This is a genomic window from Roseateles sp. L2-2 (assembly GCF_050613215.1).
Lineage (GTDB): Bacteria > Pseudomonadota > Gammaproteobacteria > Burkholderiales > Burkholderiaceae_C > Roseateles > Roseateles noduli.
This window is the reverse complement of sequence record NZ_CP192509.1, coordinates 3063269-3089392: the sequence shown is the minus strand read 5'-3', so window position 1 is coordinate 3089392 and position 26124 is coordinate 3063269. Positions and strand designations below refer to the sequence as shown.

General features: G+C 69.1%; 25 protein-coding genes. 19 read left to right on the top strand and 6 right to left on the bottom strand.

Features of this window, described 5'->3' with window-relative positions:
- Positions 1-16 precede the first annotated feature (16 nt).
- The 16 genes from ACQZ13_RS13850 to ACQZ13_RS13775 all read left to right on the top strand — a co-directional run bounded on the left by ACQZ13_RS13850 (position 17) and on the right by ACQZ13_RS13775 (position 17595).
- Positions 17-1753: an FAD-dependent oxidoreductase gene (locus ACQZ13_RS13850; protein WP_431052804.1), complete on the top strand. Its 1737-nt coding sequence runs from the start codon at positions 17-19 to the stop codon at positions 1751-1753.
- Positions 1750-2052: an antibiotic biosynthesis monooxygenase family protein gene (locus tag ACQZ13_RS13845; RefSeq protein ID WP_431052802.1), complete on the top strand. Its 303-nt coding sequence runs from the start codon at positions 1750-1752 to the stop codon at positions 2050-2052. Before ACQZ13_RS13850 ends, ACQZ13_RS13845 begins: the two co-directional genes overlap by 4 nt.
- Before the next feature lie 77 nt (positions 2053-2129).
- A complete protein-coding gene (locus ACQZ13_RS13840; RefSeq protein ID WP_431052800.1) occupies positions 2130-2636 on the top strand; it encodes a dihydrofolate reductase in 507 nt (168 codons plus the stop codon).
- Positions 2637-2697: 61 nt separating this feature from the next.
- Positions 2698-3276, top strand: a complete 579-nt coding sequence (locus ACQZ13_RS13835) for a DUF4337 domain-containing protein (RefSeq protein WP_431052798.1) — start codon at positions 2698-2700, stop codon at positions 3274-3276.
- A gap of 143 nt (positions 3277-3419) precedes the next feature.
- Complete coding sequence (locus tag ACQZ13_RS13830; protein WP_431052796.1) at positions 3420-5033, top strand: hypothetical protein; 1614 nt, start codon at positions 3420-3422, stop codon at positions 5031-5033.
- A 96-nt stretch (positions 5034-5129) separates the two neighbouring features.
- A complete protein-coding gene (locus ACQZ13_RS13825) occupies positions 5130-5663 on the top strand; it encodes a sigma-70 family RNA polymerase sigma factor (RefSeq protein WP_431052794.1) in 534 nt (177 codons plus the stop codon).
- The gene (locus tag ACQZ13_RS13820) at positions 5660-6697 is read left to right on the top strand and encodes a FecR domain-containing protein (RefSeq protein WP_431052792.1); all 1038 of its coding nucleotides are present in this window, start codon (positions 5660-5662) and stop codon (positions 6695-6697) included. The genes ACQZ13_RS13825 and ACQZ13_RS13820 overlap by 4 nt, the downstream gene beginning before the upstream one ends.
- Positions 6698-6788: 91 nt before the next feature.
- Positions 6789-9296 carry a TonB-dependent siderophore receptor gene (locus tag ACQZ13_RS13815; RefSeq protein ID WP_431052790.1) on the top strand — a complete coding sequence of 836 codons (2508 nt, stop codon included), beginning with the start codon at positions 6789-6791 and terminating at the stop codon, positions 9294-9296.
- Between the two features lies 1 nt (position 9297).
- Complete coding sequence (locus tag ACQZ13_RS13810; RefSeq protein ID WP_088407016.1) at positions 9298-9825, top strand: sigma-70 family RNA polymerase sigma factor; 528 nt, start codon at positions 9298-9300, stop codon at positions 9823-9825.
- 142 nt (positions 9826-9967) lie between these two features.
- Positions 9968-11380, top strand: coding sequence for a lysine N(6)-hydroxylase/L-ornithine N(5)-oxygenase family protein (locus tag ACQZ13_RS13805; RefSeq protein WP_431052788.1), 1413 nt, complete (start codon positions 9968-9970; stop codon positions 11378-11380).
- On the top strand, positions 11371-12609 hold the full coding sequence (locus ACQZ13_RS13800) for an MFS transporter (RefSeq protein ID WP_431052786.1): 1239 nt from the start codon (positions 11371-11373) through the stop codon (positions 12607-12609). The genes ACQZ13_RS13805 and ACQZ13_RS13800 overlap by 10 nt, the downstream gene beginning before the upstream one ends.
- The gene (locus ACQZ13_RS13795) at positions 12593-13228 is read left to right on the top strand and encodes a GNAT family N-acetyltransferase (RefSeq protein WP_431052784.1); all 636 of its coding nucleotides are present in this window, start codon (positions 12593-12595) and stop codon (positions 13226-13228) included. The genes ACQZ13_RS13800 and ACQZ13_RS13795 overlap by 17 nt, the downstream gene beginning before the upstream one ends.
- Complete coding sequence (locus ACQZ13_RS13790) at positions 13225-15159, top strand: IucA/IucC family protein (RefSeq protein WP_431052782.1); 1935 nt, start codon at positions 13225-13227, stop codon at positions 15157-15159. The genes ACQZ13_RS13795 and ACQZ13_RS13790 overlap by 4 nt, the downstream gene beginning before the upstream one ends.
- Positions 15160-15191: 32 nt before the next feature.
- The gene (locus ACQZ13_RS13785; protein ID WP_431052780.1) at positions 15192-15905 is read left to right on the top strand and encodes a (2Fe-2S)-binding protein; all 714 of its coding nucleotides are present in this window, start codon (positions 15192-15194) and stop codon (positions 15903-15905) included.
- The gene (locus tag ACQZ13_RS13780; protein WP_431052778.1) at positions 15902-17044 is read left to right on the top strand and encodes an aromatic ring-hydroxylating oxygenase subunit alpha; all 1143 of its coding nucleotides are present in this window, start codon (positions 15902-15904) and stop codon (positions 17042-17044) included. Before ACQZ13_RS13785 ends, ACQZ13_RS13780 begins: the two co-directional genes overlap by 4 nt.
- 188 nt (positions 17045-17232) lie before the next feature.
- Complete coding sequence (locus ACQZ13_RS13775) at positions 17233-17595, top strand: RNA recognition motif domain-containing protein (protein WP_421033985.1); 363 nt, start codon at positions 17233-17235, stop codon at positions 17593-17595.
- Positions 17596-17698: 103 nt separating this feature from the next.
- Here the strand turns inward: ACQZ13_RS13775 and ACQZ13_RS13770 are convergent, their stop codons facing one another.
- Both ACQZ13_RS13770 and ACQZ13_RS13765 read right to left on the bottom strand, forming a co-directional pair.
- A complete protein-coding gene (locus ACQZ13_RS13770; protein WP_431052776.1) occupies positions 17699-18718 on the bottom strand; it encodes an alpha/beta fold hydrolase in 1020 nt (339 codons plus the stop codon).
- 121 nt (positions 18719-18839) lie between these two features.
- Positions 18840-19745, bottom strand: a complete 906-nt coding sequence (locus tag ACQZ13_RS13765) for a spherulation-specific family 4 protein (RefSeq protein WP_431052774.1) — start codon at positions 19743-19745, stop codon at positions 18840-18842.
- A gap of 135 nt (positions 19746-19880) precedes the next feature.
- Here ACQZ13_RS13765 and xth point away from each other — a divergent pair, with 135 nt between their 5' ends.
- Positions 19881-20645, top strand: coding sequence for an exodeoxyribonuclease III (xth, locus tag ACQZ13_RS13760; RefSeq protein ID WP_431052772.1), 765 nt, complete (start codon positions 19881-19883; stop codon positions 20643-20645).
- Positions 20646-20696: 51 nt separating this feature from the next.
- On the opposite strand, the gene ACQZ13_RS13755 is transcribed toward xth, so the two are convergent.
- Positions 20697-21188, bottom strand: a complete 492-nt coding sequence (locus ACQZ13_RS13755; RefSeq protein WP_431052770.1) for a MarR family winged helix-turn-helix transcriptional regulator — start codon at positions 21186-21188, stop codon at positions 20697-20699.
- A 119-nt stretch (positions 21189-21307) separates the two neighbouring features.
- Between ACQZ13_RS13755 and ACQZ13_RS13750 the strand changes: the two genes are divergently transcribed.
- On the top strand, positions 21308-21886 hold the full coding sequence (locus ACQZ13_RS13750) for a PaaI family thioesterase (RefSeq protein WP_431052768.1): 579 nt from the start codon (positions 21308-21310) through the stop codon (positions 21884-21886).
- Between the two features lie 135 nt (positions 21887-22021).
- Here the strand turns inward: ACQZ13_RS13750 and ACQZ13_RS13745 are convergent, their stop codons facing one another.
- Positions 22022-22657: a bifunctional 4-hydroxy-2-oxoglutarate aldolase/2-dehydro-3-deoxy-phosphogluconate aldolase gene (locus tag ACQZ13_RS13745; RefSeq protein WP_431052766.1), complete on the bottom strand. Its 636-nt coding sequence runs from the start codon at positions 22655-22657 to the stop codon at positions 22022-22024.
- Positions 22658-22742: 85 nt separating this feature from the next.
- Entirely contained in the window at positions 22743-24563 is a 1821-nt protein-coding gene (edd, locus tag ACQZ13_RS13740; RefSeq protein ID WP_431052764.1) for a phosphogluconate dehydratase, read from the bottom strand.
- A gap of 173 nt (positions 24564-24736) precedes the next feature.
- Between edd and ACQZ13_RS13735 the strand changes: the two genes are divergently transcribed.
- Complete coding sequence (locus ACQZ13_RS13735; RefSeq protein WP_431052762.1) at positions 24737-25360, top strand: gamma-glutamylcyclotransferase; 624 nt, start codon at positions 24737-24739, stop codon at positions 25358-25360.
- A gap of 39 nt (positions 25361-25399) precedes the next feature.
- On the opposite strand, the gene ACQZ13_RS13730 is transcribed toward ACQZ13_RS13735, so the two are convergent.
- A complete protein-coding gene (locus ACQZ13_RS13730) occupies positions 25400-26044 on the bottom strand; it encodes a nucleotidyltransferase family protein (RefSeq protein ID WP_431052760.1) in 645 nt (214 codons plus the stop codon).
- Between the last annotated feature and the right edge of the window lie 80 nt (positions 26045-26124).

The window sequence follows — 26124 nt, the reverse complement described above, 5'->3', positions numbered from 1 at the left end:
ACGCAGGGGACACGCCATGAACGCAGAAGCCTCCCACCACTCGCTGGAGACCCGCCGCCACCAGATGTATCCGCGGCTGAGCGCCTGCGACATGGCGCGCATGCAGCGCTTCGGCACGCCGCAGACCTTCCTGCCCGGCCAGACGCTGCTCAGCGCGGGCAAGCCGGGGCCGGGTCTCTACCTCATCCTCGGCGGCACGGTCGAGGTCTGCCATCGCGACGGCATGGGCAACACCACGCCGCTCATCCAGCACACGCGCGGCAACTTCTCGGGCGAACTGGCGGCGATGTCGGGCAAGCCCTCGCTGGTCGACGCGGTCGCGGTGGACACGGTGGAGACGCTGCTGCTCCCGCCCAGCCAGCTGCGCGCGCTGATCATCGCGGAGGCCGACCTCGGCGAGCGGCTGGTGCGGGCGATGATCCTGCGCCGCGTGGGCCTGATCGAATCGGGCGCGAGCGGCCCGGTGCTGATCGGTCGCCCCAATTCCGCCGCGCTGCTGCGGCTGCAGAGCTTCCTGCACAGCAACGGCGAGCCGTACCGCGTCGTCGACGTGGCGCAGGACGCGGCGGCGGCGACGCTGATCGAAGAGTACGGCGCCGCGCCCGGCGACGTCGTCGCGGTCTGCCCGGACGGCGCGGTGCTGGTGAATCCGCCCGAGGCGACGCTGGCGCGCTGCATCGGCATGGTGGACGAGTCGCCGCGCGAGGAGCTGTTCGACGTCGCCATCGCCGGCGCGGGCCCTGCCGGTCTGGCGACGGCGGTGTACGCGGCCTCGGAGGGCCTGCGCGTGGTCGTGCTCGATCGCCGCGCCTACGGCGGCCAGGCGGGCAACAGCGCGCGGATCGAAAACTACCTCGGTTTCCCCACCGGCATCTCCGGCGGCGCGCTCACCGGCCGCGCCTGCGTGCAGGCCGAGAAGTTCGGCGCTGAACTGCTGATCCCCACGGAAGTCGAGTCGCTGGACTGCGCCCGCGAAGGCCCGGAGGGCGAACTCCTCATCGCCCTGACCGACGGACGCAAGCTCCGCGCGCGGACGGCCGTCATCGCCAGCGGCGCGCGCTATCGCCGCCTCGCGGTGCCGCGCCTGAGCGACTTCGAAGGCCGCGGCATCTGGTACTGGGCCTCGGCCCTGGAGGCTCCCTTGTGCGTGGACACCGAAGTGGTCCTGGTCGGCGGCGGCAACTCGGCCGGACAGGCGGCGGTGTTCCTGTCCGAACACGCGTCCCGCGTGCACGTGCTGGTGCGGGGGCCGGGTCTTGCCGACAGCATGTCGCGTTACCTCATCGATCGCATCGAGGCGACCTCCAACATCGAGCTGCGTCCGTACACGGAGATCACCGAGCTGCACGGCGATCCGCTGCGCGGCCTGGAGGCGGTGACCTGGCGCTGCGCGCGCACCGGCGCCGAGTCGCGCCAGGACACGCGCAACGTTTTCCTCTTCGTCGGCGCCGAGCCGGAGACGGACTGGCTCGCGGGCTGCCCGGTGATGTCCGACGCCAAGGGCTTCGTGCTGACCGGTGCGGACGTGCGCCGCGCGCAGCGGCTCGCGGACCCGACGCTGGCCGCGGACCTGGAGTGGCAGATCGAGAACGGTCCCGCGCCGCTGGAGTCCAGCGTCCCCGGCGTGTTCGCGGTCGGCGACGTGCGCTCGGGCTCGGTGAAGCGGGTCGGCGGCGCCATCGGCGAAGGGGCGGCGGTCGTCGCACAGATTCATCAATGTCTGGCGAGAATGCGGCCACGGAGGTCCCCATGATCCTTGAAGTCGCCCCGCTCCCCGTCCGCGCCGGCCACGAGGCCGCGTTCGAAGCCGCTTTCCTGCAGGCTCAGCGCATCATCTCGGCCATGCCCGGCTACCTGGGACATGAACTCCAGCGCTGCGTGGAACGGCCGGGCGAGTACCTCCTGCTCGTCCGCTGGCGCACGCTCGAGGACCACGAAGTCGGCTTCCGCAAGTCGCCGCAGTACCAGGACTGGCGCGCGCTGCTGCATCACTTTTACGACCCGTTTCCGGTGGTGTCGCATTACGAGTCGGTGGCAGGCGCCGCCGGCTGAGGGAACACTGTCCGCCACGCGGGGCGACCGTAAACTTCCGTCCCTGTCTTCTCCCGCCCGCGACCACTGACGTTCCCATGCCTCACCTGACCCTCATCGCCGCCCTCGACAGCGCGCGCGGCATCGGCCGCGACAACGAACTGCTGGTCCGACTGCCCGAGGACATGGCGCGCTTCAAGGCGCTCACCCTCGGTCACACCGTCGTCATGGGACGCAAGACCTGGGACTCGATCCCGGCGAAGTTCCGGCCGCTGGTGCAGCGCCGCAACCTGGTGCTGTCGCGCCAGCCGGGACTGAAGCTCGAGGGCGCCGAGGTGTTCGCCACGCTGGACGAGGCCCTCGCCGCCTGCGCGCCGGACGAGGCCGTGTTCGTCATGGGCGGCGCCCAGGTCTACGAGCTCACCCTGCCCCGCGCCGACGCGCTCGAACTCACCGAGATCGACGCCGCCTTCGACGCCGACGCCTTCTTCCCTGCCGTCGATCCCCAGGTCTTCGCCGAGGTGCGCAGAGAACGCCACCACAGCCCCGCCGAACGCGGCCACGACTGGCACTACGACTTCGTGCGCTACGAGCGACGCGGCTGACGCCCCGGCGCGGCGTCGACAGGCGCCGACCTCCCCTCCCTAGTCATCACTCTCCGAACTCATGTCCGGCAACCATTTCCACGTCCACGGTCCGCACGACCACGAACTCGAACACGCGGCGCAGCACGAGCCCAAGGGGCTCGCCGGCCAGTTGGCGGTGATCACCGCGATCCTGGCCACGCTGGGCGCCTTCTTCTCCTACATGGGCGGCGCCACGCAGGCCAATGCGGGCCTGTTCAAGAACAACGCCGCGATCACCAAGACCGAGGCCGCCAACCGCTGGAACTACTTCCAGGCCAAGAGCAGCAAGCAGAACCTGGCCGAGTTCGCGCTCGACCTGACCCCTAGCGACGAGCAGAAGGCCAGGTACCGCGAGAAGATCGCCCGCTACGAGACCGAGAAGAACGAGATCAAGGTCCAGGCCGAGAAGCTCGAAGCCGAGTCCACCGAGTGGGACCACAAGAGCGACGAGCAGCTGCACCTCCACCACCGCTGGGCGCAGGCCACCACGGCGCTGCAGGTGGCCATCGCGCTCGCCGCGATCGCGCTGCTGACCAAGCGCCGCTGGATGGAGTACGCGACGCTGGGCGCCGGCGCGATCGGCGTCGGTCTGGGCATCGCCGCCTGGCTGCACGTCTGATCGCAGAGCGCACTCCTCGCCTGAGCCGTTCTCCCTCCGTCGGGGGAGACCGCTCAAGTTCCGGGGAGACCGGTCGATAGCGAAGGGATCACCGCCACGCCTTCAGAGCACCGCGGGATAAGCCGCCAGGGAGGCGCTTCGCAATGACCCTCATCACCTCGACCGGCGCGGGCGTGCTGGACCGCATCGCGGCCAGCCGCACGACCTCGACCTTCCGCCCCGCGGGCATGACCGCGCAGGCGGCCAGCGCCGCCGCCAGGACCGCATCGACGGCCTCTGCGTCGTCCGCGGCCACGCGCATCACGCTGGAGGCGACGTCCGACAGCGACCTCGTCTACGCCAAACCCAAAGCGCCGGGCTTCGGACCCCAGCGCTTCTGGGCCAACGCGCGTGACGACAGGCTCACCGAGATGATGACCCGCAACAGCGGCAAGGACGCGCTCTCGCTGTCCGACCGTTGGCGCGGACTCGGCGGGGGACTGCTGAAGCAACTCGCGGAGACCGGCACCGGCTACAAGCAGACGCTCGCCGACTACGTGCCGGCCGCGGATGCCGCCGGTGCCGTCGAGGGCACCGACGCCACTGCGACCGCTGCGGCTGCCGCCGCACTCCAGGAACAGTCCCTGGGCGGCGTCAGCACGAACGCCGCGGAGGTGAACCTCAAGATCCAGACGCGCTCGGGTCACACCGTCGAACTCAAGATCGGCGTCAACAACGGCGACCAGGGCGGCACACGCGGCCTGCAGGTCGAGGTGAAGAGCTCCGGCGCGCTCAGCAGCGCGGAGCGCCAGGCGCTCTCCGCCTTGAGCGACGGCCTCGATCAGGCGCTCGAAGGCCTCGGCGAAGGCGCGCCCACGCTCGACCTCTCCGGGCTGACGGGCTTCGATCGCGGCGGCGTGCTGAGCGGACTCGATCTCAAGATCGAGAACCCGAACGCACCCGCCGACGTGCCCGGCAGGATGCAGGCCTTCTCGCTGCACCTGGGCACGGACACGAAGTCGGTGAACATGCGCACGACCAGCGGCGAGATGAACCTGGAGGTCGACGCCACGCCGCCCAAGGGCGCCGCGAACAACGGCCAGCGCTGGTCCGCCATCGACCAGTTGCTCAAGCAGATCGACACCGCCGCCGATCGCGGTCATGCGGACGCGGCGATGACGAAGTCCTTCAAGGACGCGTTCCAGCAGCTGCAGGCACCGCCGGTGGACGACGCACCGTTGAACGCGGGGAGCGCAAAGAATGCCGAGCCCCCCGTCGCGAAGGACGACGGCAAGCCGATCACGCCGACCACGCCGACCATGAGCGACGGCCTGCGCGACCAGGTGCAGTCGCTGCAGAGCGGCCTCGCCGATTTCAAGGCAGACTTCAGCGCCGACTCGCAGCGCACCAGCCGCATCGGCAGCATCCAGGAAGCCGGCCACGCCGACTACAAGATCAGCCAGACGACCACCGACCGGCCCAACACGGCCACGGGCGGCCGCTCGGTCACGCAATCGCAGACGGAAGAACTCGACGCCCACTTCGAGAAGTCGCGCACCTTCACACTGGACCGCAGCAAGGGCAACTACGACGCGTACACGGTCAAGGACAGCAAGACCGTCACGACGCTGATCGACACGGTGAAGGATTCGGTCTCGCGCGCGATGCGCAAGACCGACGAGCAGCAGCTCAAAACCTACTCCCGGATCGAGGACTTCAAGCCCACCGAGCACAACGAGTGGCCCTCGCAGCGGAGCTTCACCGAGCGGCTGCGCTGAGTAGGCCCATGCATTGACCTCCCGCGGCAGTTTGTGCGTAAATGCGAATCGTTTTTATTTGGAAACGACACGCAGGTCGCCCTTTCGAGCCGCTCCATGCAAGACACGCACACCCTCCACCTCGCCGACGTGGGCCACCTCTACCGTGGCCATCACCAGTGGTTGGTCGGCTGGCTGCGCCGGCGGCTCGGGTGCCCCCACCATGCGGCGGACCTGGCCCACGACACCTTCGCGCGCGTGCTGGTGCGGCGGGATGTCCTCACCTGGCATGCCGAGCTAGGCGGCGGCAAGGCGCTGCTCAGCACCATCGCCCACGGCCTGATGGTCGACCATCTGCGACGGGCGGCGCTGGAGCGCGCGCTGCTCGAAGCCCTCTCGCTGATCTCGCAGGACCAGACGCCATCGATCGAGGATCAGCAGGTGATGCTGGAGACCCTGGTCGAGGTCGACGCCGTGCTGCGCGGGCTGCCCGACAAGGTCCAGCAGGCCTTCCTGCTGTCCCAGATCGACGGGCTGCCCTACGCCCAGATCGCCAAGGAACTCGGCGTGTCGCTCAGCTCCGTCCAGCAGTACATGACGAAAGCGTTCAGCGCCTGCTACCAGGCGCGGCAAGGCATGTCGCTGCAATGACGAGTTCCAGCCCGGCGTCGGGCGAACTGCACCCGGCGGTGGTCGAGGCTGCCGTGGCGTGGATGGTCAAGCTCCAGTCCGGGCGCGCGACACCTCAGGACCACGAGGCCTGCGAGCACTGGCGGCACGAGCGGCCTGAGCACGCGCAGGCCTGGGCCACGTTGAGCGGCTTCAGCCAGCGGCTGAAGACCTTGCCGCCGTCGCTGGCGCGAAGCGCGCTGGCGGCCACGCGCGAGCTCGAACGCGAACGCGCCCCGCGTCGGAGGGCCCTGCTCAAGGGCGTGGCGCTGCTGGCTGGCACCGCAGGTATCGGACTGGCGAGCTCGCCAGACGGCGGTTGGAAGAGCCTCGCCGCTTCGCACCGCACCGGCGTGGGCGAGCGCCGACGCGTGGCGCTGGCCGACGGCAGCGTGCTGCATCTCAACACCGCCACGGCGGTGGACGTCCGTGTCGATGCGCACGAGCGTTGCATCGACCTCTTGGCCGGCGAGGTGCTGGTCGAGTGCGCGCGAGACACCGGCACCGGCACCGGCACCGGCACCAGCACCGGCACCGGCAACGGCAGCGCGACGTCCCGACCTTTCGTCGTGCGCACGGCACAGGGCCGGATCCAAGCGGACGAAGGCCGCTTCATCGTCCGGCAACTCGCCGCACAAACCTTCGTTCAGGCGCTGGACGGATGGGTCGACGTGAGCCCGGGCAGCGGACAGCTCGCCAGCCGACGGCTCGCGGCGGGTCGTCAATGGGCGTTCGATGCCCGCGGCGTCGGTGCCGTCGAAGCGGCCAACGGCGACGCGGGCGCCTGGGTCGACGGCGTGATCGTGGCGCGCGACATGCCGCTCGCGGCCTTGGCCGCGGAGCTTTCGCGCTACCGCCACGGCTGGCTGCGCTGCGACCCGGCCGTGGCCAGGCTGCGCATCTCCGGCGTGTTTCCCGTCGACGACCTCCACCGCGTGATCGCCGCGATCCAGCGCACGCTGCCGGTCCGGGCGCGCACGCGGACGTCCTGGTGGGTGACCTTGGAGGCGCGCTGAAACTTTCTGAAGATTTTTTGCGAAGGGACTGCAGTTTTCGGCGACTCGTTCGGTTCACAGGAAAACCACCCTCTTCTGACGAAAGGTTTCCATGACCGCCCGACGCCTCAGCGCCGCTCCTGCTTCTTCTGCTTCCGCTTCTTCCGCCTCTGCTTCTTCGAAGACCTTGTTCAAGCGCTCGCCTCTGTCTGCCGCCAGCCTGGCCGCTTGCTTCGCCTTGCCGCTCGTGCCTGCCGCCGTGCTCGCACAGCAGGGCGTCGGCGGTGCCGCAGCGTCCGCCGCATCGGGGGCGCGCAGCTTCAACATCCCGCCCGGTCCGCTCGATCTGGCGCTGAACCGCCTGGCCCGGAGCGCCGGCGTGCTGCTGTCCTTCGACCCCAAGCTGGTCGAAGGCCGTCAAAGCGCCGGACTGAACGGGACCTACACGGTGGACGCCGGCCTGCGCAGCCTGCTCGGCGACACCTCGCTGAAGGCGGTGGCCCAGAGCGACGGCAGTTTCGTCGTCGAGCGCGCGACGCCCGATGAGTCCGCCGCGATGCCCTCGGGCACGCTGCCCGCCGTGCGGATCAAGGCGCGCACCGGTCTGCCGGCGAGCGAAACGACCGACCGCTACGGCGCCCCCGCGTCCAGCACGGCGACGCGCCTCGCGCTCTCGCCGCGCGAGACGCCGCAGTCCGTCACCGTCGTCACCCGCGCCCGCATGGACGACTTCGGCCTGCTCAACGCCAACGACGTGCTGGCCAGCACCACCGGCGTCTCGGTCGACGTGGTCGAGACCGACCGCACCTACTTCAACGCCCGCGGCTTCGACATCTCCAACTTCCAGATCGACGGCGTCGGCATGCCGTTCACCAACGGCGACCAGCTCGGCGACATCGACACCGCGCTCTACGACCGCGTCGAAGTGCTGCGCGGCGCCAACGGTCTGCTGTCCTCCACCGGCAACCCCGCGGCCACGGTGAACTACGTGCGCAAGCGTCCCACGGCGGACTTCCAGGCCTCGTTCGGCCTCACGCTCGGCTCGTGGGACAAGAAGCGCGCCGAAGGCGACATCTCCGGCCCGCTCAACGAGTCCGGCACACTGCGCGGCCGCGCCATCGTCATGGCCCAGCGCAACGAGTCCTTCATGGACAACTACGCGCTCACCAAGAACCTGGCGGCGGGGCTGCTGGAGGCCTCGCTCGCGCCGCGCACGACGCTGACGCTGGGCGTCTCGCGCCAGGCCAACCGTCCCGAAGGCACGGCCTGGGGCGGCCTGCCGCTGAACTATGCGGACGGCTCGCCCACCGACTACCCGCGCTCGACCGCCGCGGCGCCGCGCTGGTCCCACTGGGACAACACCGACACGACGGGCTTCGTCGAGCTCGCGCACGCGCTGGGCAACGGCTGGACCGCCAAGGGCATGGCGAGCTATCGCAAGCTGAGCGCCGACGGCAAGCTGTTCAGCATCTCCGGCGCCCTGCCCGATCGCGCGACGGGCGCCGGCACGGAGAGCTGGCTCTCGACGCAGGTGACCGACGAAACCCAGAAGCTGGTCGACGTCAGCGCCTCCGGCCCCTTCGAACTGCTGGGACGCCGCCACGACGCGGTCGTCGGCATCAACACGGCACGCGTCCACAACGAAGCGTCCTACCAGCGCGGCGCCGGCAACGGCACGGCGATCACGGCGCCCGACGGCTGGGGCAGCTATCCCGAGCCCGCGTGGGACGGCGGCACCGGCTCGGCGGACTTCGTCAATCGGCGCGAGTCGATCTACGCCATGACGCGCCTGAACCTGGCCGATCCGTGGAAGCTGCTGCTCGGCCTCAACCACACGCGCATGCGCAGCGAAGGCATGGGCTTCCGCGCCGTACCGCGCGTCTACAAGGAAGCCGAGACCGTGCCCTACGTCGGCACCGTCGTCGACATCGACGCGCATCACTCGCTCTACGCGAGCTACACGAAGATCGTGAATCCGCAGACGCAGGTCGACGCGCGCCAGGCGCTGCTCGGGCCGATCACGGGCAGCAACGTCGAGGCCGGCGCCAAGGGCGAATGGCTCAACGGCGAGCTGAACGGCTCCGTCGCCGTGTTCCGCACCAAGCAGAACAACCTCGCCGAGTACGCCGGCTTCGACACCGACGGCGGGTTCTCGTACTACCGCCGCATCGATGCGGCGTCCACGGGGTTCGAGCTGGAGATGGCGGGGCGGCTGAGTCCCGACTGGGACCTGACGGCCGGCTACACCCAGCTGCGCATCGAGGACGCCGCCGGCGCCGACGCCCGCACCTTCATCCCGCGTCGCACGGCCCGCGTGTCGGCGCGATACCGCGTGCCCGCGCTGCCGCAGCTCAAGCTCGGCGCAACGCTGCGCTGGCAGAGCGACATCCACCGCATCAACGGCACGCAGACCGCGCCCGACGGCGCCGATATCGTCGCGCGTCAGTCCGGCTACGCGGTGCTGGGCCTGATGGCGCGCTACGACTTCAGCGACCGCCTGAGCGGGCATCTGCTGATCAACAACGTGACCGACCGGAAGTACCTGGCCAGCCTCTACTGGGACCAGAGCCTGTACGGCGCCGGACGCAACGGCCAGGTCACCTTGAACTGGAAGCTCTGACATGACGGCGCCGCTGCCGCCGTCCCCGCACCCCGTCGTCGCCGACTTCATCGCCCACCGCCCGCAGCTCAAGCGCGCGGCGTGGCGCTGGATGGGCGACCGCGATCTCGCCGACGACGTGATGCAGGAGGCCTACATGAAGCTGATGCAGAGCACGCCGCCGCCCGGCGTGCAACAGCCCGTGGCCTACTGCATGCGGGTCGTGAAGCACCTCTGCATCGATCACCTCCGTCGTCGCCAGACGGAGCAGCAGCTCATCGGCGAAGAGGACGAGGGCCTCGACCCGGAAGGCGCGACCGGCACGCCCGAGCACCGGGCCATCGGCCGCCAACTGCTGCAGTGCGTCGACCGATGCCTGCGCGGTCTGCCCGCGCGCACGCGCCAGGCCTTCGTGCTGCATCGCGTGCACGGCCACACGCAGCAGGAAGTGGCGCAACGGCTGGGCGTGTCGACCCCGCTCGTGAACGCCATGGTGCAGGACGCCCTGCGGGCGCTGACCCGATGCCCGGAGCTCGGACGTTCGAACTGAGCGCCTGCGGAGTTTCCCCTCGGAGTACCCCCTCGGATCGCAGGTCCTCTTCCTGAATATTCGTCGGCGCGTTTCGTCAAAGGGAGGTAGCGCGCGGTTGTCCACTGCGCACCCCACTCTCAGCGACTGGAAGGCGGCCACGATGCCTGGCAACGATCCCCGATCCAACGACGCCGAGGTGCTTGATGTCATCGGCATCGGCCTCGGCCCTTTCAATCTCAGCCTTGCGTGCCTGATGGCGCCATTGGCCGACGCGCCGGCGCCGTGCCGCGCGCTCTTCCTCGACAGCCACCGGGAATTCAACTGGCACCCCGGCATGCTGATCGACGAGACCACGCTGCAGAACCCCTGCCTGGCCGACCTCGTCAGCCTGGCCGACCCGACCAGCGAATACAGCTACCTCAACTACTGCAAGCACAGCGGCGAGATCTACTCGCACTACATCAACGGTCCGCACTACATCACCCGCGAGGCCTTCAACCGCTACTGCCAGTGGGCCTCGCGCCGCCTGCCCAACGTGCGCTTCGGCCATGAGGTGATTGCCGTTGCGCATGACGCCCACGCTGCGGGCGGCGCTGGCTACCGCGTCCATGCGCGCCGCGCGGACGGCTCGCCCGTCGAGTTCCTCGCGCGCAAGCTGGTGCTGGGCGTGGGCGCGCAACCCAGCCTGCCGGCATGCTGCGACGGCGACGCCCATCCCTACCTGCACACGGCCCACTACCTGCAGCACAAGGCGCAGCTGCTGGACAAGCGTTCGGTGACCATCGTGGGCAGCGGCCAGAGCGCCGCCGAGGTCTGCCACGACCTGCTGAAGGAAGCCGTGCATCGTGGCACCACGGTCAACTGGATCACGCGCTCGCCCTACTTCTTCCAGATGGAGACGACCCGGCTCACGCTGGAGATGTTCTCCCCGGACTACACCGACTACTTCTACGACCTGCCCGAGGACCGCAAGCCCGCCGTGCTGGCGCGGCAGGACAGCCTCTACAAGGGCATCAACGCGCGGCTGATGGACGACATCTACCACCAGCTCGAACGCGCGCGGCAGCGTCGCAGCCATCAGGCGCATCTGGTCACGCAGTCGGAACTGCGGCGCTGCCGCTTCGACGAGGCCAGCGGCCAGCACGTGCTGGAGTTCCATCGGACCGACACGGGCGAGGTCTTCGAGCACCAGACCGACGGACTGATCTTCGCCACCGGCTACCGGCAGCGCGTGCCGCGCTTCCTCGGCGGCATCGAGCATCGGCTGCGCTTCGACCGCCAGGGCCGCTACCAGCCGACGCGCAACTACGCGGTCGACACCGCGGGCAGCGAGGTCTATGTCCAGAACGGCGGCCTGCACAGCCACGGGCTGAGCAACCCCGAGCTGGGCCTGGCCTGCTATCGCAACTCCTGCCTGATCCGCGAGCTCACCGGCCGCGAGCACTACCCCATCGAGACCGGCTTCGCGCTGCAGAGCTTCGGCGTGCCGCGATCGCCGCTGTTCCGGGCGATGCCGTCCGTTTCCCTCTTCCCCAACTCCCCGCACTCCCCGCAGGACACCGCATGCGCCTGAGACACGGACTCATCCTGATGACGCTGTTCGCCGTCATCAGCGACGCCCTGCTGATCCCGTTCTATCCGCAGTTCTTCGCGGAGCGCTACGGCGAAGGCAGTCCCTGGCACGTCGGCGCCTACGTGGCCTTCATCTCCATCACGGTGATGTGCGTGTTCCCGCTGTGGGTGCGCGTGGCGCGCCGCTTCGAGACGCTGCACATCCTGCAGTACACGCAGGGCGTCGCCGCGGCGCTGTGCCTGGCCAGCTACTGGGCGCCGGACCTGGTGAGCTACTGGGTGCTGTCGATGGCGATGTTCGCCTTCAAGAGCAGCTACCTGCTCAACTTCCCCTACCTGATGCGCACCGAGTCCGACGAGACGCGCGCCGGCGCCATCGGCCTGCTGTCGGTGACGGCGCATCTGGGCGTGGTCCTCGGCGCGGTGACGGGCGGCGCGGTCATCGAGCACTGGGGCGTGCGCGACTGCGTGCTGCTGATGGCGCTGGCCGACCTCGTGCAGATGGGCCTGTGCACCTGGCTGATCCGCAGCCGGCGCATGGTGCCGGTACTGGCCGAGGACGCCGAGGAACGCGCGGCCCCGCGGCGCTTCAGCCTGAGCGGTCACACGGCCATCCTGAAGCTGGCGGTGGTGATGCTGCTCTTCGACTTCGGCGCGGCGCTGGTGCGGCCGTTCTTCTCGATGTACTGGTCCAGCCTCAGCGCGGCGGGCAGCGAGGCAGGCGGCGAACTGGCGGCCGGGGCGGCCTTCGCGGTGCCCAAGATCGTCGCGGTGTGCGCCTTGCTCATCCATCGCTGGCTGACGCTGCCGGAGCAGCACCCCACGCGGCGCACGCTCGCCAACCTGATGCTGGGTGCGGTGGGCCTGCTGCTCCAGGCCGCGCCGGACATCGCGACGCTGCTGATCGGGCGCGTACTGCTGGGCTGGGCGCTGTACCAGCTGGTCATCAACTTCGACGTGCAACTCTACCGGCTGAGCACGCCGGACGACTTCGGCCGCGACTACGGCGTCATCAACATCTTCCAGAACTGCGGCGTGCTGCTCGCGTCCTTCACCGCCGGGTCGCTGGTGGCGACGCTCGGCCTGCGGGCGCCGTTCATCGTGGCCGGCACGGCCTTCCTGCTCGCGGCCGCGCTGTGGCTCTGGAGCTTCCCGAAGGCGCGCTCCGCGGACCACGCGCCCGCCCTCACCCCTGATCCGGAGGAGTCGTCCCATGCGCCCGTCGCTTGAATCCGCCGTCGCCGACATGGCCGCCGCGTCGGTATCCCATGCTGCCGCTGATGCGCCGGCGATCTACACCTCGCCGGGAGGCCTGGCGTTCCGCCGCCTCGTCATCCCGGACGACATCCCGCTCATCCACGGCTGGTTCCAGCAGCCGCACGCGAAGTTCTGGTGCCTGCAAGGCAGCACCGTCGGGGAGGTGCGCGAGCTCTATGCCGCGCAGCTCGCCTGCGGCTTCCGCGACGTGCACATCGGCTCTCTCGCCGGCGAGCCCGTCGTGCTGGCCGAGTCCTACGACCCGCGCTTCGACCAGTTGGCCGATCACTACGCGGTGCAGCCCGGCGACCTCGGCATGCACATCTGCGTGGCGCCTGCGCGCCGGCCCGTGCGCGGCTTTTCGCGCCGCGTCTTCCAGGCCGTCATGGACCTGATGTTCGATGGCCTGGGCGCGCGCCGCGTCGTCGTCGAACCCGACGCCGGCAACGAGCGCATCCACGTGCTCAACAAGACCTTCGGTTTCGTCTACCGCGGCGACGTCCAGCTGCGCGAGAAGGTGGCCAGCCTCGCGCTGTGCACCCGCGCGGACTACCGCACCGCCCTGCAACACCTCCAGGAGATCCCCGCATGACCTCGCCTTCCACTTCGTCGCCTCTCACTTCGTCGCCTCTCACTTCGACGCTTGCCGCGCCGGCCGCCGTGGTCGATCACCTGAACCCCGAGGTCTGGCGCACCGTCAACCGCCTGCTCGTGCGCAAGGCGCTGTCCGAATACGCGCATGAGCAGATCATCGAGCCGCGGCTCGATCCCGCCTCGACCGCGCGACGCCCGCTGCACCAGTGCTATTCGCTGGCCACGCCCGACGGCAACACCGTCTACCGCTTCGAGGCCCGGCTGATGGCGCTCGGCCACTGGGCCGTCGACGCCGATTCCATCGAGTGCCTGGCGGGCGGCGTCGTCCGCGAGCTGGACGCATTGCGCTTCATGACGGACTTCAAGCAGGCGCTGGGCCTGAAGCCCGAGCAGTTGCCGATCTATCTCGACGAGATCTGCAGCACGCTCTACAGCAGCGCCTACAAGCGGATCAACACCGCGCACGGCAGCCGCGCGCTGATCCACGAGGCCGACTTCCAGGTGATCGAGACCTCGATGACCGAGGGCCATCCCGCCTTCGTCGCCAACAACGGCCGCCTCGGCTTCGACGGCGCCGACTACCGCGCCTACGCGCCGGAGGCCGCCTCGCCGTTCCAGATCGTGTGGCTGGCCGTGCACCGCGACCAGGCGGCCTTCCACTGCGTGCCCGACCTCAGCTACGAACAGCTGCTGCGCGAGGAACTCGGCGACGAGACGCTCGCCCGCTTCGACCGCCAGCTGCGCGAGCAAGGCCTGACCCCGACGGACTACCTCGTCGTGCCCGCGCATCCCTGGCAGTGGGCCAACAAACTCTCGGTGGCCTTCGCGCCCTACGTCGCCCAGCGGCGCATCGTCTTCCTCGGCCTGAGCGAAAACCAGTACCTCGCGCAGCAGTCCATCCGCACGATGTTCAACGTCAGCGCGCGGCACAAGCGCTATGTGAAGACCTCGCTGTCCATCCTCAACATGGGCTTCATGCGCGGGCTCTCGCCGTACTACATGTCCGGCACGCCGGCGATCAACCAGTGGATCAAGGAGCTGCTGGATCGCGACGACGAGCTGCGCGCCAACGGCTTCACGATGCTGCGCGAGGTCGCCTCGATGGGCTTCCGCAACCACTACTACGAAGCCGCCGTCGAGTCCGACACGCCCTACAAGAAGATGTTCTCGGCACTGTGGCGCGAGAACCCGCTGCCGCTGCTGAAGACGGGCGAGCGGCTGATGACGATGGCCGCCCTGCTCCACGTCGACCGTGACGGCGAGTCGCTGCTCCCCGCGCTCATCGAGGCCTCCGGGCTCAGCGCGCGCGCGTGGCTGAAGCGCTACCTCCAGGCTTACCTCACGCCGCTGATCCATTGCTTCTATGCGCACGATCTGGTCTTCATGCCGCACGGCGAGAACCTGATCCTCGTCCTGCAGGACCACGTGCCGGTGCGCGTGCTCATGAAGGACATCGCCGAGGAGGCCGCGATCTTCAACACCGAGGCGCAGTTGCCGGAGAACGTGCGCCGGCTGGTGATGGACTTCCCGGACGACCTGAAGACGCTCGCCGTGTTCATCGACATCTTCGACGGCTTCTTCCGGTACATGAACCAGATCCTCGTCGAGAGCGGCACGTGCAGCGAGCAGGACTTCTGGCACGAGGTGGCCGACAACATCCGCGTCTACCAGGACGAGCATCCGCAGCACCGCGACAAGTACGCCCGCTACGACCTCTTCGTGCCGACTTTCCGGCAGTCCTGCCTGAACCGGCTGCAGATGGGCAACAACACGCAGATGATCAACCTGTCCGATCCGGCGGCCAACCTGAAGATCGTCGGCACGCTGGACAACCCGCTGGCGCCTTTCGCTTCTTTCGCGCCCGTCGCGGCGAAGCGCGGAGCGGCGTCGGCGTCCGCCTCGGCGGCGACGGCCGAGGTCGCATCCTGACCCTCGCTGCGTTCTTCGCGAGGGCGCGCAGCGTGGTGCCGTCGCTGCAGGGGCGTTGCGATGCCGATGCGGCGGCCCTGCCCGCCGGCCCCGCTGCCGAGCGGCTCATCGGCGCGCTGCGGGCGCGCGATCCGCAGGCGGGCCGCGCGTACTGGGCGCTGCGTGCCTGGTCGCGGCTGGTCTGGCAACCGACCTACGCCAGCGTGTTCTCCGTCGAGTTGGCGGGCGGCGTGTTGCCGCTGGCCAGCCTCGGCTGGGACGTGGACGTCGACGAGGCGGACGTGACCGGCTTCGCCGTTCCGGCGTCGAGCTTCGCGGCACCGCACTTCGCGGGGGCGACGCCGGGGTCAGGTCGTGCCAGGGCCGCAGAGCAGTTGCGGGCCTTGTCGGCGACGCTCCTGGCCGCGGTGCAGGCCAACCTGCCGCTGCATCCCAAGGCGGCGCGGCGACAGCTCGCCGACTGCGTGCTGGCGGCGCTGCTGCGGGTGCAGCCGATCGCGAGGCTCGCGGACGACGCGCTGTCCGACATCGGCGCCGACTGGCTCGCGCAGCTCGGCGCGTCCGGCGACAGCGGCTATCTGGCCTTCGACACGGCGCCCGGCACCTCGTGCCTGGCGCTGGACCGCGGCGTGTGCTGCCTCGACGACAGGCGCGCCGGCGGCGACATGTGCAACACCTGCCCGCGCCTGCCGCGCGCCGAACGGCTGCGGCGGCTGGGCGCCCAAGATCTCCGGAACTCCGCATGAACGACATCGTCCGACGCGCCCATCTGCTGTCCACCCAGCCGCAGCTGCCGGTGCAGGCCTACTTCGACGACGCGCTCTTCCAACGCGAGATGGCGATGTTCGAGCGCCAGGCGCCGCGCTACGTCGGGCATCGCCAATGGGTGCCGGAGCCCGGCGACTGGCGCACCCTCCAGCACGAGGACAACGCCCGCGTGCTGGTGAACGGACGCGAGGGCGTGAAGCTGCTGTCGAACGTGTGCCGCCATCGCCAGGCGCTGATCCTGGGCGGCGATCCGGGCGCGGTGACGGCCGGTACCTCGCAGGGACGCCTGCCGGCAGCCTCGGGCGGCCACATCGTCTGCCCGCTGCATCGGTGGACCTACACCGATGCCGGCGAGCTCGTGGGCGCGCCGCACTTCTCGCCGCAGCCCTGCGCCCATCTGCCGACCTATCCGTTGAAGGAGAGCCACGGCGCCTTCTTCGAAGGCCCGCGCGATCCCGCGCGCGACCTGGCCGGTCTCTTCGACCGCCCGGAGTTCGACTTCTCGGACTACGTGCTGGACCGCATCGAGACCCACACCTGCCGCTACAACTGGAAGACCTTCATCGAGGTCTACCTGGAGGACTACCACGTCGGCCCCTTCCATCCGGGGCTGGGCAGCTTCGTGACCTGCGACGACCTCGATTGGGAGTTCGCCGCGCCGTTCAGCGTGCAGCGCGTGGGCGTGCACCGCGAGCTGGACTCGCCGGGATCGCCGGTCTACCGCGCGTGGCATGAACGGCTGCTCGCCTATCGCGGCGGCGTGCCGCCGGAGTTCGGCGCGATCTGGGTGACCTACTACCCAACCCACATGATCGAGCTCTACCCGCACGCGCTGGTGCGCTCGACGCTGCACCCGCGCGGGCCGCAGGAGACGCTCAACGTCACCGAGTTCTACTACCCCGAGGACATCGTCGCCTTCGAGCGCGAGTTCGTCGAGGCGCACCAGGCGGCCTACAACGAGACCGTCGTCGAGGACGACGAGATCGCCGAGCGCATGGACGCGGGACGTCGAGCGCTCTGCCGGCGTGGCACGACCGATGCCGGTCCCTATCAATCGCCGATGGAGGACGGGATGCGGCATTTCCATGAGTGGTACCGGCTGGCGATGGGCGGTTAGCCCTCAAGGCGCGCGTCGCGTAGAATCGGTGTCCCCCTCATGGCTGACTGGCAATGCCGCCAGACCGCAGCCGTTCGCGTACCGACCATCTACTCACGCCAGAGGTCGAGCACGCATCCTCCGCGCCGTGCGCGCCTATGGGGCGCCTCAGACTCCTGACGGCGCGCCATGACTCAGAAAGGCTCTCCTTGAGCACCAAGATCTATGTTGGGAATCTGCCCTACTCCGTGACCGACGCCAGCCTCCGAAGCAACTTCGGGGAACATGGCAGCGTCAAGTCCGCCAAGGTCATGACCGACCGCGACACCGGCAACTCCAAGGGCTTCGGCTTCGTGGAAATGGCCTCGGCCGAAGACGCCCAGGCGGCCATCACCGCGCTGAACGGCATGTCGGTGGACGGCCGCTCCATCGTCGTCACGCTGGCCCGCCCGCGCGAAGGCGGCAACGACGCCGGCGGCAGCCGCGGCAACAGCGGCTCGGGTGAGTTCCGTTCGAGCAAGCGCTCGGACGTCGGCTACGGCAACGGCGGTTTCGGCGGCGGACGCTACTGATCCCGACAGCTTCGGCTGAAAAGGACCGGCTCGTTGGAGCCAGTTTTTTTTCGCCCGAGCCAGCTCGCGATGTCGCGCTCCAGGACCTGCAGCGCCCCTCGGGTCAGGACTTGCCTGCCACGTGGCGCACGACGTCGTCGAAGAACCGCGCCGGCTGTTCGATCCAAGGGAAGTGACCGGTGTTCTCGTAGATCACCAGGGTCGACTCCTTGATGCCTTCAGAGATGCGCCGGGACACCATCGGCGGGCAGACCGGGTCCTGCAGCCCATCGATGACGAGCGTGCGAGCGGTGATCAGCGGGAGGCTGTCGACCTGCTGGACAGGCGGCGCCGGACGACGCTTGGCTTGCGACGGCCAGGCCGACAGCGGTTTCTTCAGCGTGGCGATGAAGGCCGGCGCGTCCTTGGTGTCGTAGAGATAGTAGGGCGACATCCGGATGAAGTGGCGGGTGTAGGCCTCGTCGGTCGGCGGCCGGGGCTCGTCCGCGGCCTTGATCGCTTCCTTGAAGCGCGGGTCCTGCCTGCGGGCCTCGTCGAGCGGTTTGGTCTCCGCCGTTCCGGCATACCCGTACAGCTGACTGCCGACCAGCACCAGCCGGCGCACGCGCGACGGGAAGCGGGACGCGTAGGTCATCGCCAGCGCACTGCCCTGCGAATGACCGAGCAGATCCATCTGGGGGAGCTTCAGATGCTGCCTCAGGCCTTCCAACTGATCGGCGACCTCCGACGACGTGAGCGAATAGCCGTCTTCAGGCTTGTCGGAAGCACCGCTCCCGGCGACGTCATAGGCGACGAGGGTGAAGTGCTTCGCGAGCGGCGACAGGCCGTTCAGCAGATAGTCCGACCCGATGCCCCACGACGGGGACTGGATCACCAGCACCGGGCCGCTCCCCACCACGTCGTAGTGAACCTGCAGCCCGTTGATGCGGGCCCAATGTTCGCCGGGGCTGAGCGGACCGGCGTCCGACGGCAGGGACGGCGCGTTGCGCTCGGACACCGACGCAGCCTCGCTCTGCCCATCCATTGGCTGCGCCACGGTGGCCGTGGCCAGCAGGCAGAACGACACGGCGGCGACGATCGGAGACCAGCGGTTGGACGCGCAGAGAGAGTCAGACTTCTTCACAGTCGGCAATTCCAGATTCGAGACGCAGGAGACCGCTGCATTTTCGCCGCCACCCCGCGGGTCGCTGTTGCCGCGTCGAACAATCCGTCGAGCTCTACCTCTGAAGGGTTCAGGACATCCATCAATCACAGTTCGCGCCGCCTTGCACGCGCCGCAGACACCCGCGCTCCGAGCGCGGGTCGGCGTCCGTTCCCCAGTAGCTGGGCGGATAGTTCCAGACCGGTCCGCCCCAGGCCAGGGTGCGTGCGCCGTCCGTGACGTAGACGAAGTGCGTGCGGGTCCGCTGAAGCGCATCCTGCATCTGAGCGGGCGTGGCCGAATGGATGAGCGCCCAGGTCTTGACCTGGCGCGTGTCGGCGACTTCTCGCGCTTGAACGTCGAGGGCGCCCGCGCGCACGTCATCGGCCGGGCCGTCGATGCTCACCACATGCTCGCCCGCGCGGGCCGATCGCAGGAAGCAATGGTTGGGACCGGAAGCGCCCGCATTCCAGACCACGGTGCCTCCGACGTTCAGCGCGGCCAGATGCGTACGCACGCCCTGCCAGCGGGCATTCGCGGTCTCGCACGCGTCGGGCTTGCCGGCGATCATCGGATCGGGACCTGCCTGATCGAAGAAGAAGCCGTCCACCCCGTCCAGGACATCCCGATAGGCAGCGATCTCCCGCGGCACGGCGGCGAAGCTGGCCTGCTGGTCCTGCGTCACGCCGCCGTGTCCCATGGCGATGTAGCCGAGCGCCCTGCCCCCTTGCGACCGGATGGTCCGGATGACTGCTTTCCAGTTGGCCCGCTGCGTCGCATCGAGACGCTGCACGCCCTCCACCGGGCCGATGACGACCAGGCTGCCCGGCGGCACCCGCCCCTCATAGCTGCTGGGCGACTGATCCCACAGGGCCAGCATGCCGAAGTTGGACGGCGCGGCTTCGCAGGCCGGGCTGAGCGCGGCGAGTGAGATGAGCGCGACAGCCAGGGCCATCGCGGCGGTCCGGGATCTGATCAGGAGGCGGGTTGAGGTGTTCATCGTCTTCATCATCTGCGCGACCTTCGTAGCGATCGTGAACGACGCACCCATGTTCGCCCGTTGCGAACACCCTTGCGCGGCGGAGGGATCGTTGTGCCCTCCAGTTGGATACGATGGCGCGTTGCGCAATCGCTTAGAGAAGTCATGAAATTCGCCACCTGGAACGTCAACTCCCTGGCCGTGCGCCTGCCGCAGCTGCTCGACTGGCTGGCCGCCAATCCGGTCGACGCGCTCGTGCTGCAGGAGACCAAGCTCACCGACGACAAGTTCCCGACGCTGGAAATCGGCGAGGCCGGTTATCAGGTGCAGTGGTTCGGTCAGAAGACCTACAACGGCGTGGCCCTGCTGAGCAAGACACCGGCGAAGGACGTGGTCAAGAACATCACCGGCTACGCCGACGAACAGGCGCGCCTGATCGCCGGCACCGTGGGCGACGTCCGCGTGATCGGCGGCTACTTCCCGAACGGCCAGGCGCTGGACAGCGACAAGTTCGTCTACAAGATGGCCTGGCTGGACGGCCTGCGCGCCTGGCTCGCCACCGAGATGCAGCAGCACGAGAACCTCGTGCTGATGGGCGACTTCAACATCGCCCCCGAGGACCGCGACTGCTACGACCCGGCCGCCTTCGTCGGCCAGACCCACACCTCGCCGCAGGAGCGCGCGCACTTCCAGGCGCTGCTCGACCTGGGACTGACCGACGCCTACCGGATGTTCGAGCAGCCGCCCAAGAGCTACAGCTGGTGGGACTACCGGATGCTGGGCTTCCAGAAGAACAAGGGCCTGCGTATCGATCACATCCTCGTGAGCGCGGCGTTGAAGTCCCGCGTCACCGCCTGCACGATCGACCGCGCCATGCGCAAGCTGCCCAAGCCCAGCGATCACGCGCCGGTGATCGTCACGATCGATTGAACGCGTCGCCGGAGCGGCCCGCTCCGGCCCACGACGGGCTCCTCAGTCCAATCAGTCCGGCGCGACCTCGCCCCGCATCAGCGCGGCGCATTCGTCCAGCAGCGCGTGCAGGCGCTGCACGCGGTCGTCGCCCAGGCGCTCGTTGAGCGAGAGCTGCGCGCGCTTCCACGTCGCCTTCATCTGCTTGCGCCGCGCGTGGCCCTCTTCCGTGGCCTGCAGCTGGCGGCTGCGCGCGTCCGCGCCCGGCAGCGTCTCCACCAGGCCCTGCGCCTGCAGCGGCTGCACGTTGCGCGACAGCGTCGAGAGATCGATGTCCATGCGCCGCGCGAGCTCGCTCGGCTGGATCGGCCCCAGCACCACGATGTGCGACAGCAGCGCGTACTGCGTGGTGGTGAGGCCGGACTCGGAGAACTGCGCCTCGCAGTGGTTGGACACCAGCCGCGTCACCTGACGCAGCTTGAAATTGGTACAGCCCTTGGGCGAGATCGGCTCCGCCTGGGCCTGCGCGGACGTCGGCTTCGAGGTGGAGACGGGGACGCTCATCTGGAGTGATCTCTCAAGGTGTCGCCGAGAGGCTTGACAAGGAAATATTGTAGCTGCAACCATTGCAGCCACAAGTATTCACGGCGATCGGGCCGGATCCAACCGCACAGGACAACATGATGAGCGCAGCACTGACTCCTTCGCCCACCCCTTCGTCTGCCGTGTCGCATGACGAGGCGCTGGCTCAATGGCAGGCGGAGGAGCGGGAGGTCCGCGCGAAGATCCGTCCGGATCATGGTGTGGCGACGATGGCGGAGATCGCCGGGCTGACGGGTCTGGAGCAGATGGAGGCGATGCTGGCTGGCAAGCTCCCGCCGCCGCCGATCGCGCAGACGCTGGATTTCACGTTGCTGCGCGTGAGCAAGGGCGAGGTGATCTTCCAGGGCACGCCGAAGTTCCGGCACTACAACCCGATGGGCACGGTGCACGGCGGCTGGTACGCGACCTTGCTGGATTCAGCGCTGGGCTGCGCGGTGCACACGACGATGGACGTCGGCCGCGCCTACACGACGCTGGAATTGAAGATCAACCTCGTGCGCGCGCTCAGCGACAAGGTGCCGGTCGTGCGCGCCATTGGCCGTGTGCGGCACGTCGGCCGCCAGATGGCGACGGCCGAGGCCGACCTGGTCGGCCATGACGGCAAGTTGTATGCGCACGCCAGCACCACGTGCCTGGTCTTCGATCCGCCGAAGCGCTAAGCCCTCCGCCGCTCACCCGCCCCTTGGGGGCGGGCCGGGGTGGGGTGACATCTGCCCCGCCCGCTTGGAGGGCGGGGATGGGGTGGGAGCGAAACGATAAAAGAAAGCTTCCAGAGCCTCGTTCACCGGGTGAATTCAAGCGCGTAGCGCGCTGGCCTCCTTGGCCAACTGCGTGATGCGGGCCCAATCGCCCGCCTTCACTGCGTCTGCCGGCGTCAGCCACGAGCCGCCGCAGACCTTCACGTTCGGCAGCGCCAGGAAGTCGGGCGCGGTCTGCACCGTGATGCCGCCCGTGGGGCAGAACACCACGTCGGTGAACGGTCCGGCCAGCGCCTTCAGCAGGTTCACGCCGCCCACCGCCGTGGCGGGGAACAGCTTCAGGAACTTGTAGCCCGCGTCGCTGGCCATCATCACTTCGCTGGCCGTCGAGACGCCCGGCAGCAGCGGCAGGAAGTTGGCTTCGCAGGAGCTCGCCACGTCCTGCGTGAAGCCGGGGCTGACGGCGAAACACGCGCCGGCCTTCTTCGCCGCCACGGCATCCGCCGAGGTGCGCAGCGTGCCCGCGCCGAGGATGGCTTCCGGCACGTCGCGCGCGATGGCGGCGATCGCCTCCAGCGCCACCGGCGTGCGCAGCGTCACCTCCAGCACGCGCACGCCGCCCGCCACCAGCGCGCGCGCCAGCGGCACCGCGTCCTCGAGGCGGTCGATGACGATGACCGGAATCACCGGACCGTGTTCGGCCAGGCTCAGGGTGTCCTTGATGGAAGTCATGTGGATCTCCTCGTAGTCAGATTCGTCAGATTCGGTCGCATTCGAAAGCGGGCAATGGCACGGTCGGCGGGCGGTCGGGACGGCCTCACAGCCAGCTGACCGCGCCCTCCTCGGCCGTCGTCACGTTGCGCCGCATGCCGGCGAACAGCTCGCGGCCCATGCCGGCGCCGTTCTCGATCACCGCATCGGCGGTGATCTGCGCCAGTTCGCGGCGGTCCCATTCGTCGGCCGGCACCAGCGCGCTCAGCACGCCGGTGTTGGCGCAGACGCGCACCAGGTCGCCGTCGCGCAGCTTGGCCAGCGGACCGCCGGCCAGCGCCTCGGGACTCACGTGGATCGCCGCCGGCACCTTGCCCGACGCGCCGCTCATGCGGCCGTCCGTCACCAGCGCCACCTTGAAGCCCTTGCCCTGCAGCACCGCCAAAGGTGGCGTCAGCTTGTGCAGCTCCGGCATGCCGTTGGCCTGCGGGCCCTGGAAGCGGACCACGACGACCACGTCGCGTTCCAGCTCGCCGGCCTTGAATGCCGCCTGCATCGCTTCCTGGCTGTCGAAGATGCGCGCCGGCGCCTCGACCGTGTGCCGATCCTCCGGCACCGCGGAGACCTTGATCACCGCACGACCCAGGTTGCCCGCCAGCAGCTTCAGCCCGCCGGTCGGCGAGAACGGCGCCGCGACCGTGCGCACCACGCTGTCGTCGTTGCTCTGGGCCGGCAGGTCGGTCCAGCTGACGCTGCCGTCTTCATTGCGATGCGGCAGGCGTCCGAAGGCGCTCAGGTTCTGGCCCGACACCGAGGTCAGCACGTCGCCGTGCATCAGCCCCGCGCCGACCAGTTCCTTGATCACGAAGCCCGGGCCGCCGGCGGCTTGGAACTGGTTCACGTCGGCGCTGCCGTTCGGGTACACGCGCGCCAGCAGCGGCACGACGGACGACAGCTCGGAGAAGTCGCTCCAGTCGATCAGGATGCCCGCCGAACGCGCCACCGCGACCCAGTGGATCAGGTGGTTGGTCGAGCCGCCCGTGGCCAGCAGCGCGGCCATCGCGTTGACGATGCTGCGCTCGTCGACCATGCGGCCGATCGGCGTGTAGTCGCGCTGCGGGATGATCTTCAGCGCCTGACGCACCGCTTCGCGGGTCAGCGCCTCGCGCAGGCCGTCGTGCGGATGCACGAAGGCCGCGCCCGGCACGTGCAGGCCCATCGCCTCCAGCAGCATCTGGTTGCTGTTGGCCGTGCCGTAGAAGGTGCAGGTGCCCGCGCCGTGATAGGCCTGGGACTCGGCCTGCAGCAGCTCGTCGCGGCCGACCTTGCCCTGCGCGTAGAGCTCGCGCACCTTGGCCTTGTCGTTGTTGGACAGGCCCGAGCTCATCGGCCCCGCCGGCACGAACACGCAGGGCAGATGCCCGAAGTGCAGCGCGCCGATCAGCAGCCCCGGCACGATCTTGTCGCAGATGCCCAGCAGCAGCGCCGCGTCGAACACGTCGTGCGACAGCGCCACCGCCGTGCCCATTGCGATCGTGTCGCGCGAGAACAGGCTGAGCTCCATCCCCGGCGTGCCCTGCGTGACGCCGTCGCACATCGCCGGCACGCCGCCGGCGACTTGCGCCGTCGCGCCCAGGCGGTGGACCTCGTCGCGGATGAGCGCGGGGTAGCCCTCGTAGGGCTGGTGCGCCGACAACATGTCGTTGTAGGCCGTCACGATGCCCAGGTGGGGCGCCTTCTCCGCCACGATGCGCAGCTTGTCGTTGGCCGGCATCGCGGCCACCGCGTGCGCCACGTTCGCGCAGCCCAGGCGTTGCACGCCGCGCTGCCGACCCGCCATGCGCTCGATCAGGTCCAGATAACGCTCGCGCGACGCGGCGCTGCGCGCCTTGATCCGCGCGGTGACATCCAGAATGGTCTTGTTCATGCCGACTGCCGATGTAACTCGGCCAGGGTTAGATTGGTAACCATATTACACGCCCGGGAGGCCCAACGGCTCTCCAACAGGCCTTTCCCGGGTACAAGCTGGTTACAGAAACGTTCCCGGGCGCCCATGGACGGCGGCACACCACGTTCCCAGGCTATGGCAGCATCTCTCCCATGATCGCCGACCCCCTCGCCGAAGCCAGATTGGAAGACCTCCCCACCCACAGCCAGCGCCTGCTGGAGGTGGCCGAACGCACGTGGGACCGTGAGCACGGCCTGATGATGTTCGCTTACGGCTCGCTGATGTGGAACCCCGGTTTTGACCCTGCGCAGACCTTGGTCGCGAGGGTCCAGGGCTACCACCGCGCGCTGCGGCTGCGCTCGCTGGTGAACCGCGGCAGCAACGAGCAGCCCGGGCTCGTGATGACGCTGTTGTCGGGCGGCAGCTGCCGGGGATTGATCTATCGCGTCGAGCCCAAGGACAGCGAAGCGACGCTGCGCCGGCTGTGGCTGCGGGAGATGGTGGTCGGCACCTATGTGCCGCGGTGGCTGGACTGCCATTGCGCCGACGGCCTGGGCACGCGCAAGGCGCTGGCCTTCACGCTGTCGCGACGCAGCCCGGGCTGGGTCGGTGACATCGCCGACGACCGGCTGCTGCACATCCTGCGGCATGCGCGGGGCCGGTACGGCACGACGCTCGATTACCTGCAGCGTGCGGTGACCTGTCTGCGGGAGCACGGCATCCATGACCGCGCGCTGGAACGTCAGCTGGCGCTGGCCCGGTCGAACGGGCTCTGAGCGGGCGGGTTCTGAACGTCTATTGAACGCGGACCGGCTTCAACCCAGCGTCCGCAGTCCTTCGCCGCTGGGGCGCGGCTTGAGCGGATCGTGGGCGAGCCGCTCCAGGTCCTCGACGGTGTCGACGTCGATGAGCACGCCCGGGTCGTCGACCTCCACGGCCTGCGCCGGATAACGCGCCAGCAATCGCCGCGCGCCCTCGTCGCCCTGCAGGCTCGCAAGTTCGGAGAAGAGCTCCGCGTTGAACCCCACCGGATGCCCGCGGCGTCCGCGGTGCTGCGCATACGCGATCGGATCGTGCTCGATGGCCTGTGCGACCGCGGCCAGGGTGCTGGACCGCACCATCGGCATGTCGGCCGGCAGGATCAGCCAGCCGGGCGCATCCCCGGTCGCGGCCACGCCGGCCGCGATCGAATGCCCCATGCCCAGCGGCGCGGGGCGCCCCAGGCGGTCCTGGTCGGGCAGCACCAGCATGTCGCGCGAGGCCACATGGCGTCGGACCAGAGGCGCCAACGCGGTCGAGGTCACCACGAGCATCGGCAGGCCTGACGCCATCGTCTGGCGCAAGGTCAGCGCCAGCACGGTGTCTCCGTTCACGACCTGTTCCAGCTTGTGGCCCTCGCCGCGAAAGCGCTGGCCGCGCCCTGCCGCGAGCACGACGACGGCGGGTCGTCGCTGATTCATGCGAACTTCCTTCTGGTTTGGTCCCGATCCCCCTGGGCCCCGCTCTGCGGCGCGGCTCGACGAGACCAAGCATGCCTGCG